At 62.9% G+C, this 11,655-nt stretch carries 6 protein-coding genes; 4 read left to right on the forward strand and 2 right to left on the reverse strand.

Annotated elements, in window-relative coordinates:
- Nucleotides 1-208: 208 nt before the first annotated feature.
- Complete coding sequence (locus BM400_RS03855; RefSeq protein ID WP_089836783.1) at nucleotides 209-1,741, reverse strand: APC family permease; 1,533 nt, start codon at nucleotides 1,739-1,741, stop codon at nucleotides 209-211.
- A gap of 352 nt (nucleotides 1,742-2,093) precedes the next feature.
- On the opposite strand from BM400_RS03855, the gene BM400_RS03860 reads away from it, so the two are divergent.
- The 4 genes from BM400_RS03860 to BM400_RS22740 all read left to right on the forward strand — a co-directional run bounded on the left by BM400_RS03860 (nucleotide 2,094) and on the right by BM400_RS22740 (nucleotide 10,431).
- A complete protein-coding gene (locus BM400_RS03860; protein ID WP_141223798.1) occupies nucleotides 2,094-4,736 on the forward strand; it encodes a putative bifunctional diguanylate cyclase/phosphodiesterase in 2,643 nt (880 codons plus the stop codon).
- Nucleotides 4,737-4,754: 18 nt separating this feature from the next.
- On the forward strand, nucleotides 4,755-6,176 hold the full coding sequence (locus BM400_RS03865; RefSeq protein WP_245781668.1) for an arabinose isomerase: 1,422 nt from the start codon (nucleotides 4,755-4,757) through the stop codon (nucleotides 6,174-6,176).
- Nucleotides 6,177-6,415: 239 nt separating this feature from the next.
- Nucleotides 6,416-9,127 (forward strand): TonB-dependent receptor, encoded by a 2,712-nt coding sequence (locus tag BM400_RS03870; protein WP_245781669.1) that lies wholly within the window; start codon nucleotides 6,416-6,418, stop codon nucleotides 9,125-9,127.
- A gap of 188 nt (nucleotides 9,128-9,315) precedes the next feature.
- Nucleotides 9,316-10,431 carry an alpha-amylase family protein gene (locus BM400_RS22740; protein WP_175528853.1) on the forward strand — a complete coding sequence of 372 codons (1,116 nt, stop codon included), beginning with the start codon at nucleotides 9,316-9,318 and terminating at the stop codon, nucleotides 10,429-10,431.
- A 45-nt stretch (nucleotides 10,432-10,476) separates the two neighbouring features.
- Here the strand turns inward: BM400_RS22740 and BM400_RS03880 are convergent, their stop codons facing one another.
- Entirely contained in the window at nucleotides 10,477-11,643 is a 1,167-nt protein-coding gene (locus tag BM400_RS03880) for a glycosyltransferase (protein WP_089836792.1), read from the reverse strand.
- Between the last annotated feature and the right edge of the window lie 12 nt (nucleotides 11,644-11,655).

Consider the following 11,655-nt stretch of genomic DNA (forward strand, 5'->3'; position numbering starts at 1 on the left):
AAGTGGTCTGTTTTTGTTTCGGTAAACGCACGTTTTGGCGATTAGCGGATATGGGCGGGTGGTTGAGGCGGGACGATTCCCTTCGGGAATCAGTACAGGATCGAAAGGGCGATGCGTTTTCGGCATGGCAGAAGCCATGCCCTTCCGGTTGTTGCTGCGTAGGCGCTTGGGGGCCTTTTGGGTTGGTGCGCGAGTGGAGTGAAGGGTGTTATGCGCGTGCGCTCATCCTGGTCCAGACGAGGTAGACGGGGATGCCCATGAGGACGATGACGAGGCCGGGCCAGGTGTACTGGGGTTTGTAGAGGAGGAGGACGCCGCAGATGAAGAGGGCGGCCAGGATGTACAGCGCCGGGAGGATGGGGTAACCGATGGCGCGGTATGGGCGGGGGGCTTCGGGGCGGGTGCGGCGGAGGACGAAGAGGCTGGCGATGGTGAGGATGTAGAAGAGGAGTGCGGCGAAGATGGTGTAGTCGAGGAGCTGCCCGTAGGAACCGGACATGCAGAGGAAGATGGTCCATGCGCCCTGGATGAGGAGCGAGGCTACGGGGGTCTTGTATTTCGGGTGGAGCTTGCCGACGGCCTTGAAGAAGAGGCCGTCCTTGCTCATGGCGTAGTAGACGCGGGCTCCGGCGAGGGCCATGCCGTTGGTGCAGCCGAAGGTGGAGATGAGGATGGCTCCGGCCATGAGGTAGGCACCGCTGGAGTGGAAGATCTGTTCGAGGACGGCGGTGGCGACGCGGTCTTCTGAGGCGTACTGGATGCCGCGGGCGAAGATGGTGGCTCCGTGGGGGTCGCCGTGGAGGGGCAGGACGGTGAGGTAGACGAAGTTGACGAGGATGTAGAGCAGCAGGACGGAGCCGGTGCCGAGGACGAGGGACAGGGGCAGGTTTCGGCTGGGGTTTTTGATCTCGCCGGCGGTGAAGGTGACGTTGTTCCAGGCGTCGGAGGAGAAGAGGGAGCCGACCTGGACGACGGCGAGGATGGTGAAGAAGCCGACCAGAACGGTTGGGCCGCCTACTCCTACGGTGATGGGGTGGAGGGACGAGAGGGAGGCGTTGGCCCAGAAGTTATGCCAGTGGGGGCCGAAGTTGGCGGCGATGGCCTGGGCGTTGTGGCCGAGGGTGAAGCCGAAGGCGAGGAGACCGAGGAGGGCCAGGACCTTGGCGGTGGTGAAGATGTTCTGGACGGTCGCGCCGGTTTTGACGCCGAAGATGTTGATGACCGTGACGGTGGCGACGACGAGGACGGCGACGAGGTTCTGGGTGTTGAGGCCCATCTCCATGTTGCCGACGACGATGGAGCCGATGGTGAGTGCGGGAATGTGGCCGAAGTGAAGGATCCAGTTTTGCGAACTGATTGTGGGAAAGAAGACGCCGAGGAATTTTCCGAAGGCGACGCCGACGGCGGCGATGGTTCCGGTCTGGATGACGAGGAAGAGGGTCCATCCGTAGAGGAAGCCCCACATGGGGCCGAGTGCCTCGCGGAGGTAGACGTACTGGCCGCCTGCCTGGGGCATCATGGCGGCCAGTTCGCCGTAGCTGAGGGCTCCGACGATGGTCATGAGGGCGGTGAGGATCCAGGCACCGATGAGCAGGGCGGGGGAGTCGACGCCGCGTCCGATGTCGGCCGAGACGATGAAGATGCCGGAGCCGATCATGGAGCCCATGACGATGGCGGTGGCCGAGAAGAGGCCGAGACTCTTGATGAGCTGCTTGTCTGGAGCTTCGGGGGGCGTCTGCATGTCTGGGTGTGGCCTGCTTTCCAAGGATGGATGGTTCCTTTGTATACGAATGCGGGGATAGAGGTCGCGGATGAGGAGCCGATCCTCGAAGGACGCGCCCGATCGGGAGGGTGAGTTCGCCGGCCGGGCTTTCGCTCCGATGGGACGATCGATTGCTGTGCGCGATGTATTTCTCAGGGTTCGGCCTGCGCCGATACCGCCGTGTCGCTGTTGGAACAGGCGGCGTTTGCGGCTGCGTGAGGGCGATGCGGAACGGCAGGAGGGGCGCGACGATCCGTTCTGCTTTGTCGCCTGCGTTTTATGTGGTGGATTTCCTTTGATTTACGTAGGCGATTGGGCTTAGGCTTGGCTGGTGTTCTCCCCGCCGTCCAAGACGAAGTGGAAGCCTTTGGCTTTCGCCGGCATCGCCCTGCTTTTTATCGGGGCAGGCTGGCTTTTCTGGTTGGGTGGATTCAGCCAGATTGGCTCACAAGATTTCCTTCCGCATGGGAGCGATTTCTTATGGAATAAAGACCTTCTGACCCTGCATGTGGTGTCGGATACGGTGATTTTTATTGCCTACCTGTCGATTGCGGCTACGCTGGCGCTGCTTGGGTACCGGGAACGACGGAAGATGCCGCTGGGCTGGCTGATAGTCGCCTTCGTCCTGTTTATTGTGGTGTGTGCGCTGACGCATGTGATGGACATTGTCGTCCTGTGGACGCCGCTGTACTGGCTGGCCGGTGACATCAAGCTGATGACGGCGGTGGCCTCGGTGGTGACTGCGGTGGCTTTGCCGTTCTTTCTTTCCGATGTGCGGAGCCTGCTGGACGCGGCTTTGCTCTCGCGGCAGAATGAGCGGCGTTTTCTGGCGGCTTCGAACTCCAGCCAGGATGCGTTCTACATTCTGGAGAGCGTGCGGGACGGGCAGGGCATTATCCGCAACTTCCGGTTTGTGTTCGTGAATCCGAATGGAGCGAAGCTGATGTCGGCGCGGAGCGGTGGCGCGCTGGAAGGGCAGATGCTGTTTCACAAGCTGCCGAAGGCGGTGTCGGCGGAGTTGCTGGAGGCGTACCGGCAGGTGGTGGAGCGCGGTGAGCCGACGGAGCAGGAGTTCCTGGTGGACACGCCGGAGGTGCAGGCGACGTGGCTGCACCAGAAGGTCGTGAAGCTGGACGACGGCATTGCGATTACGGCGACGAACATCAGCGCACGGAAAGAGGATGAGCTGAAGCTGGCGCGTCTGGCGAAGTTTACGCAGTCGATTATCGCGAGCTCGCCGTTTGCGACGATCGTGACGGATCTGGAAGGGACGATCCGGTCGATGAATCCGGCCGCGGAGCGGATGCTTTGGTACGAGAAGACGGACCTGGTGGGACGCACCAGTCCGCTGGTGCTGCTGGATGAGCAGGCGGTGATGATGCGGGCCGCGCAGTTGACGGACGAGCTGCGGGAGACGGTGGAGCCGGGCATTGGTGTGTTGATGGCCAAGCCGCTGAAGGGTTTGATCGATGAGTCGGAGTGGAAGTTTATCCGCAAGGATGGTTCGCAGTTCGACGCGCAGTTGACGGTGAGCGCGATGACGGATCAGACGGGTGTGATCTCGGGTTTGATTCTGACGGCGTATGACATTACCGAGAGGAAGCGCACCGAGGACTACATCTCGCACCTGGCGCACCACGATGCGCTGACGGGTCTGCCGACGCGCACGTTATTCCATGACCGGCTGGGTGTGGCGCTGGCGAGGGCGGCGCGCAACCGGCGCAAGGTCGCGCTGCTGATGGTGGATCTGGACCACTTCAAGAAGGTGAACGACCTGTACGGGCACCATGTAGGGGATGAGCTTCTGATTCAGGTGGCGAAGCGGCTGCAGGGGTCGGTGCGCGGGTACGACACGGTGGCGCGCATGGGTGGCGATGAGTTCGTGGTGCTGCTGGACGATCTGCTGCATGTGGAGCAGGCGGAGGCGATTGCGGAGAAGCTGATTACGGCGCTGCATGCTCCGGTGCTGCTGGGAACGCAGTCGTTGCTGCCTGCGGCGAGTATTGGAATCTGCCTGTATCCGGACAGCGGCGAGACGGCGGAGGCTCTGCTGAAGAATGCAGATGCGGCGATGTACCAGATGAAGTCCGAGGGACGGAACGGCTACCAGACGTTCACGGACGACATGGCTTCGGCTTCCACGCGCAAGCGGCAGTTGGAGGCGGGGCTGAACCATGCGCTGACGTTGAATGAGATGGAGTTGGTGTATCAGCCGCAGATCTCACTGAAGAGCGGCAGGGTGACGGGTGTGGAGGCTTTGCTGCGGTGGCGGAGCGGCAAGCTGGGACTGGTTGCGCCGAACGAGTTTATTCCGCTGGCCGAGGAGAGCGGGATGATCGTCCCGATCGGCGAGTGGGTGTTGAAGACGGCATGCCGCGAGGGGCGGGCGTTGCAGCTTGAGATGGGTCGCGCGCTGACGATTGCGGTGAATATTTCGCCGCGTCAGTTCCAGCAGGATGCGTTGCCGAAGACGGTGCGCGAGACGCTGGAAGAGAATGAGCTGGACCCGGCTTCGCTGGAGCTGGAGATTACGGAGAACATCCTGGTGAGCGACTCTCCGAAGGCGATGACGATTCTGGAGAAGGTGCGTTCGCTGGGGGTGAGGGTGGCGATCGACGACTTCGGCACGGGTTTCTCGAGCATGTCGTACATTATGCGATTCCGGGTGGACCGGTTGAAGATCGACCAGTCGTTCGTGCGGGATATGGCGGTGAACGAGGATAGCCTGGCGGTGACGTCGGCGGTGATTGCGCTGGCGGCTGGGCTGCATATTACGGTGGTTGCCGAAGGGGTGGAGTCGGAGGCGCATCGCGATCTGCTGGCGAGCAAGGGATGCGATGAGGCGCAGGGCTATTTTTACTCGGCGCCGGTGCCGATTGAGCGGATGCGCGAGCTGATCCGGGGGCTGGAGGTCTCGATCGAGAGCCTGGCCGGTGGGTTGGGTGGCGTTGGGGATGGGTTAGTGTTGGATTGAGTTTGTCCTGGAGGCGTGTTGGAACTACGGGTTGGTCTGTTTGGGATTGGGTTGGCGGCGTACTGGGCGCAGTTCGAGGGGCTTGAGGAGCGGTTGCGCGGGTATGTGGGGGTGGTGGAGGAGAGGCTGCAGGGTCCGGGGCGGGCGATCGTCAACCTGGGCATGGTGGACTCGGTGGACCGGGCGTATGCGGTGGCGCATGCGGCGCGGCGCGAGGATGTGGACCTGCTGGTGATCTATGTGACGACGTATGCGCTGTCGTCGACGGTGCTGCCGATTGTGCGGCGGGCGGGGGTGCCGGTGATCGTGCTGAACGTGCAGCCGGAGGCCTCGCTGGACTATGCGCGGTTCAATGCACTGCCGGACCGGACGGCGATGACGGGGGAGTGGCTGGCGTATTGCTCGTCGTGCCCGGTGCCGGAGATGGCGAACGTGTTTCTGCGGGCGGGCATTCCGTTTCATGAGGTGACGGGTGTGCTGGAGGGGGATCCGGAGTGCTGGGATGAGGTGGAGGGATGGATGCGGGCGGCTGGGGTGGTGTCGACGCTGAGCCATCTGCGGCTGGGGCTGATGGGTCACTACTACAGCGGGATGCTGGACATTGCGACGGACCTGACGGCGTTGGCGAAGGTGTTCGGGACGCACCTGGAGATGCTGGAGGTGGATGAGCTTTCGGGGTTGCGTGGCGAGGTTTCGGATGAGGCGTTGAAGGCGCGCGTGGCTTTGTTCGGCGAGGTCTTCGATGTGCAGACGGATTGCTCTGCGTATGAGCTGGAGCGGGCGGCACGAACTTCGGTGGCGCTCGATGCGTTGGTCGAGCGGTATGGGCTGGGGGCGATGGCCTACTATGCGATGGGCTCGGGCAATGCGGCGAACGAAGATACGATGAGCTCGATCATCCTGGGGACTTCGCTGCTGACGGCTCGTGGCGTGGCGGTGGCGGGTGAGTATGAGGTGAAGAACGTACTCGCGATGAAGATGATGGATGGGCTGGGCGCGGGGGGATCGTTCACGGAGTATTACGCGATCGACTTCAAGGACGATGTGGTGCTGATGGGGCACGACGGGCCGGGGCACATGGGGATCGCGGAGGGCAAGACGAAGGTGAGGCCGCTTGCGGTGTACCACGGCAAGGTGGGGAGTGGGCTTTCGGTGGAGATGAGTGTGAAGTCTGGGCCGTGCACGCTGCTGTCGGTTGTGGAATGTAGCAAGCATGGTTACAAATTGGTTTTTGCCGAGGGAGAGGTCGTTGCGGGGGAGACGATGGCGATCGGCAATACGAACAGCCGGTTCCGTTTCGCGGGTGGCGCGCGGCGGTTTGTGAAGGATTGGAATGCTCAGGGCCCGGCGCATCATTGTGCGGTGGGCGTGGGGCATGTGGGGGCGGAGCTGGAGAAGGTGGCTGCGCTGCTGGGGATCGATGGGGTGCGGGTGCGGTAGGGGTCGCGCTGAATACCGGACGTTCATCGTATTGAAATGCCCAAGATGACGTATTTGTCAGAATCTGTTCAATAGCCCTTAACACTCCTCTCACGGGGCCGTCACAGAGCGCGGCTAAGGTCTGAGCTATCGCTGTCATCGCTCAGTCTGTTTCCCGGAGGAAACACTTGTCCTATTCTGTCCTTTCCCGGATTTCGCGCGCCTTTTTGCTGGGTGGCGCTCTTTGTAGTTTGTCCTCATTGCCTGTTTTTTCTCCTGCCGCGGTGGCGCAGGTCGCGGGCGGCGCAACCATCACGGGTTCGGTGATGGATAGCAAGGGCGGTCTGCTGGTGAAGGCCAGCATTGCGGTTCGGAGCGAGGCTACGGGCAAGACGATGAACGTCGTGACCGATGCGACCGGACATTTTACGCTGACCGGCCTTGCGGCCGGGACGTATAACCTGCAGGCGACGGCACCGGGGTTCGGCACGACGCTGAAGGGTGTTCGCGTGACGGACGGCGGCACGATGGATGTGGCGCTGACGTTGACGATCGGGGATCTGACGCAGCAGGTGACGGTGGAGGCGAACGCGCAGGGCTCGGTTGCGGCGGCGCTGGCTCCGATGGATGCGCTGCTGGAGGCGACTTCGGCGCGGACGGAGATTACGTCGCAGTTCATTCAGAACTTTACGGCTCCGACGGCCGACTATGGCGAGACGGTGCAGATGGCTCCGGGGACGTTTACGACCAATGGCAACGGGGTTGGGCTGGGGCAGTCGAAGACGTACTTCCGCGGCTTCTCGGATGGCAGCTACGACATCGACTTCGATGGGATTCCGTTCTACGACACGAACTCGCCGACGCATCACTCGTGGGCGTTCTTTCCGTCGCAGTGGCTGGGTGGGGTGGACTTCGACCGCAGCCCGGGCACGGCTTCGACGATCGGGCCTACGCCGTTCGGCGGTTCGATCCACCTGCTTTCGAAGGAGGTTTCGCCGGTGCAGAATCTGCGCGGCGGGGTCTCGTATGGATCGTTCAACACGATGCTGATCGATGGACAGTACGACTCGGGGATGATGCTGAACCGGAAGTTCGCGTTTGAAGCGGATGTGCATCACATGTCGTCGGACGGGTACCAGACGTTCAACTTCCAGAATCGCTCGGCCGGGTCGATCAAGGCGCAGTACAAGATCTCCGATAAGACGATGCTGACGGGCTTTGCCGGTGTGGTGTTCCTGGATGCGAATACGCCTGGGTTCAATGCGACGCGCTGCCAGATCTATGGCGTGCAGACGGGGTATACCTGCACGGGCACGCTGGCTCCGTTCGCGGGGTCGGGGCTGAACTTTTACCTGACCGACAACTCGGATCCGAACAACTATCTGAACTACGGGTACAACAAGTACCATGTGCCGACGGACTTCGAGTATGTGGGACTGCGCAAGGAGATGGGCCACGGGTTCCGGCTCGACTTCAAGGGCTACACGTACAACTATGACAACTCCGAGGTCTTCACCAACGCGACGCCGATCACCGAGGCGACGACGATCAACGGCTCGAAGACGTATAACGGCCTGACGATTCAGCCTTGCAACGTGCCGGTGACGACGTCGAGCAAGAAGACGGGTATCTCGGTGACGGCGCTGCCGTGCGGTGTGGACAAGTACAACAGCTATCGCAAGTATGGCGAGACGGCGACGGTGAGCCAGGTGTCGAAGTTCGGCGTGGCGCGGTTTGGCATGTGGTACGAGTGGGCGAAGACGAATCGTCACCAGATTCCGAGCGATCCTTTGACGAACTACACGGACCAGGCTGTGCCGAGCTTCTCGGAGTTCTTCTGGACGAACTCGTTCCAGCCGTTCGGCGAGTATGAGTTCCATGTGACGCCGAAGCTGAGTGTGACGGCGGGAACGAAGTTTGCGTACTACACGATCGACCTGAAGCAGCTTGCGGATACGGGCAAGACGATCGGCAATCTCTGCTCGCTGACGACTCCGGTGGTGTGCGCTCCGTTCAAACGCAACAACGGCAGCTATAGCGCGTGGCTGCCTTCGCTGGATGGGAACTACCGGCTGCGGAGCAACTGGTCGGCCTACGGGCAGGTTGCGACCGGGAGCGTGGTGCCGCCGAGCAACGTGTACGACTACTACCAGACGCCGACGAAGGCCGTTCCGAATCCCGGGCTGCTGACGCCGCCGAAGCAGCAGCGCTCGACGACGTACCAGGTGGGTACTGTGTTGAAGCTGAAGCGGGTGACGTTCGATGCGGACTTTTACCATATCCGGTTTCAGAACAGCTACTCATCGACGACGGATTTGACGACGAGCGAGCAGGTGTTCTTTCTGCAGCCGGCTTCGATCACGAAGGGCTTCGAGGCGGAGAGCAACATTTACATCGCCAAGGGTCTGAGCGCTTATCTGAATGCGAGCGTGGGACGCGCGACGTACACGGGCAACATCTATCAGTCCTGCGTATCGGGGGCGCCGGGTTGCACGAGCACGACGCCGGTGCTGACTCAGAGCGCGCCTTCCGGTCTTTGGGTGGCGCAGGCGCCGTCCGATGTGGAGACCGAGGGCGTGACGTACCAGCGGAAGGCCTGGGATCTGGGCGTGTTCAACAAGCGGGTGGGACGTCAGTATGTCGATAACGGTTCGTACCATAACCAGTCGCAGATCGATCCGTTCAGCCTGACGAACCTGTTCTTCAACTACACGATCCGCAGCGGTTCGCGTTTCGACCAGACGAAGATCCGGGTGAGCTTCAATAACGTGTTCGACAACCACAACCTGACGGGGAACACGCTGGCAGGCTCGACGGTGGCGGCTCCTGTGATTGCGGCGAACGGGACGACGTATGCGGATGCGTTCAACACGGCTGGTCCGACGGCTCCGAACGGCGGCGACAATGTGAGTCTGCTGGCGGGCCGCAGCGTGATGCTGTCGGTGACGTTTGGACTTTCGCCAAAGCGCTAACCGGCGTTTTGAGGCGGACGCCCCGGGCACCTCATGGGTGCCTGGGGCGGTTTTACGAGAGGAGCAGGATGAAGCGATTGCATGGGGTGTTGTGGACGTCTGTGGCGTAGGAGCTGGTAGGTGCGTCTAAGGAGGGACACCCGATGGTGGCTGGTCGGGTAGTATCTTGCTCAGGCGGATTGCTGCGGATGAACGGTATGCGGTACAGGTTGCTGGTGGCGATGGTTCTGGTTGGGCAGGCGGGCGGGCAGACGCTGGCGCATAAGAACTGGGCCGGGTCGGGGATGTCGGCGCAGAGCTGGTGGGAGCGGGCGGTGTTTTGCCGGGTGAGCGAAGGCGCGACGCTGAAGCAGGCCGAGGCGCAGATGGACCGGATGCAGGCTATGGGGTGCGACGCGGTGGTGCTGAGTCCGCTGGGGGCCGGGAGTACGCCGGTCGATGCGAAGCTTGGATCGATTGAGGACGCGGATGCTCTGATCGAGGATGTCGGCCACCGGAAGATGCGGCTGGTGCTCGACCTGGCGCTGGCGGGAGCCACGGAGGAGGAGCTGACCGGGCGGATGAGGCTTTGGCTGAATCGGGGCGTTGCTGGTTTTGTGCTGGTGGGGCAGCCGGTGGATCCGGGGATGGTCAAGAGGCTGCGGCAGGTGGTGGCGGGCGCGTTGGGGGTGAGGGTGCTGATCGGCGATGGCGCGGTGCCGGATGCGCAGATGATGGTGAGGCACCTGGGTGGTGGGGTGGCGGCGGTGCGGGCGGAGCTTGCGGGTGCGAGTGGGCCGGTGGTGCTGTCGGGGAGTGTTGGCGCGGCCAAGGTTTCGGCGGCGGTTTTGCTGGGCAACGGTGCGGCGGCAGAGCTGCCGGTGGAGGCGGGGCATGCTGGGCTGAAGGCGAAGCGGGCGTTCTCGGCCGATGAGCTGATGCTTTGGGTTCCGGTGGGGGATGCGAGCCTGGTGAAGCAGGATGAGGCCGGGTATGCCGCGATGACGGCCTGGGACGCGAAGCTGGTCGAGCTGCACCATGGCCATGAGGCTCTGCGGACCGGGCAGGCTACGTATCTGGATCATGATGCGCAGGGCGTGCTGGCGTGGGTGGTGAAGGGGCGCGTGGGGGTGGCTCCGGCGATCGTGCTTTGCAATCTCTCGGGTAAGCCGGTGAAGGTGGCGCTGCGGGCGGAGGTGAAGGCGCTGGGGGTGAAGGGCGGGTATCTGCGGCCGTTGCTGCGGTCGGAGGAGGGGAAGAACTATCCTTCGCTGGATGGGGTGGAGCTGGGGGTGGATGAGGTTTTGGTGGGGGAGATTCGGTAACGGCAGGGAGTAGGTTCGTGAGCTGGGAGCTTGGTAGCGATCGGCTTAGGGCTTAGAAGGGTACGGGTAGGCGGCGTAGACGCGCTCGAAGACGGCGTCCCAGGTGCAGGTTTCGGCGTAGTCGCGAGCTGCGATGCGCATCCGGGCGAGGCGGGGTGGGTCGTTGAGGAGAGACGCGATGGACTGGGGGAAGTCTGCGTCCTGGGCGATGTAGCCGGTCTCATGGTCGCGGACGATGTACTTGGGGCCTCCGTCGGGGGTGACGATGGCGGGGACGCCGGAGGCCAAGGCTTCGAGGACTACGTTGCCGAAGGTGTCGGTGTGGGAGGGGAAGACGAGGAGATCCATGTTGGCGTAGGCGTTGGCGAGTGCCTGGCCGCGGAGGACACCGGCAAAGTCGGCGTTGGGGAGGGCCGCCTTGAGGGACTGCTCTTCGGCACCCTGGCCAATGATGAGGAAGCGGACGCTGCGATGGGTAAGGGCGGTCAGTTCGCGGGCGATGACAGGCAACAGCGCTACGTTCTTTTCGACGGAGAGGCGGCCGACGAAGCCGAGGATGATCGTCGGGTCCCCGGCTGGGCGGGTGCGATGTTGGGGCGAGAAGAGGACGGTGTCGACGCCGCGCTGCATGAGGTGACAGGGGCGGTGGGTGGTGGCTTCGAGCATACGGCAGAGCTCGGCGTTGGGGGCGAAGAGGACCTTCGCTAAGCCATAGAAGCGGGCGGTGGCGGCGAGGGCCGAGGACTCGATGGCGTGGTCGATGCCAGGGTGCAGGCGGGAGGTGAGCCAGGCGAGGCGACGGGCGGCGTACTCGTGCACGTTGGTGTGCCAGGAGGCGGCGAGGGGGATGCCGAGCTTCCAGGCGAAGTAGGCTCCGAAGATGCCGAGCTCGGAGGGGCCGGTGATGTGGATGACGTCGGGGGAAAAGGCGCGGAGGGTGCGGGCGATGAGCGAGGCGTAGCGGAAGAAGAGGGGGTCGAAGAAGAGGTCTTTCTCCATCTGGATGGAGATGCGGCTGCGGGGCAGTTCGAGGGTTTGGAGATTGCCTTCGGTCTCGAAGAGGTACTGGCGGGGCCTGGATCCGGAGGCGCGCACGCAGAGGAACGGGAGGTCGCGGCGCTGGGCGAAGGACACGAAGTTGCGGCTGGTGTGGGCGACGCCGTTGACTTCGTGGAAGGAGTCCGGAAAGTAGGCGACGCGAGGCGGGCGCATGGTGTGTCTAGC

It is taken from the genome of Granulicella pectinivorans, from assembly GCF_900114625.1.
In the GTDB taxonomy this organism is placed as follows: Bacteria; Acidobacteriota; Terriglobia; order Terriglobales; family Acidobacteriaceae; genus Edaphobacter; species Edaphobacter pectinivorans.

Bases quoted from the DNA above. Each gene is read 5' to 3' on its own strand.
- BM400_RS03880 (WP_089836792.1), bottom strand. From the start codon at position 11,643: ATGCGCCCGCCTCGCGTCGCCTACTTTCCGGACTCCTTCCACGAAGTC.
- BM400_RS03855 (WP_089836783.1), bottom strand. From the start codon at position 1,741: ATGCAGACGCCCCCCGAAGCTCCAGACAAGCAGCTCATCAAGAGTCTC.
- BM400_RS22740 (WP_175528853.1), top strand. From the start codon at position 9,316: ATGAACGGTATGCGGTACAGGTTGCTGGTGGCGATGGTTCTGGTTGGG.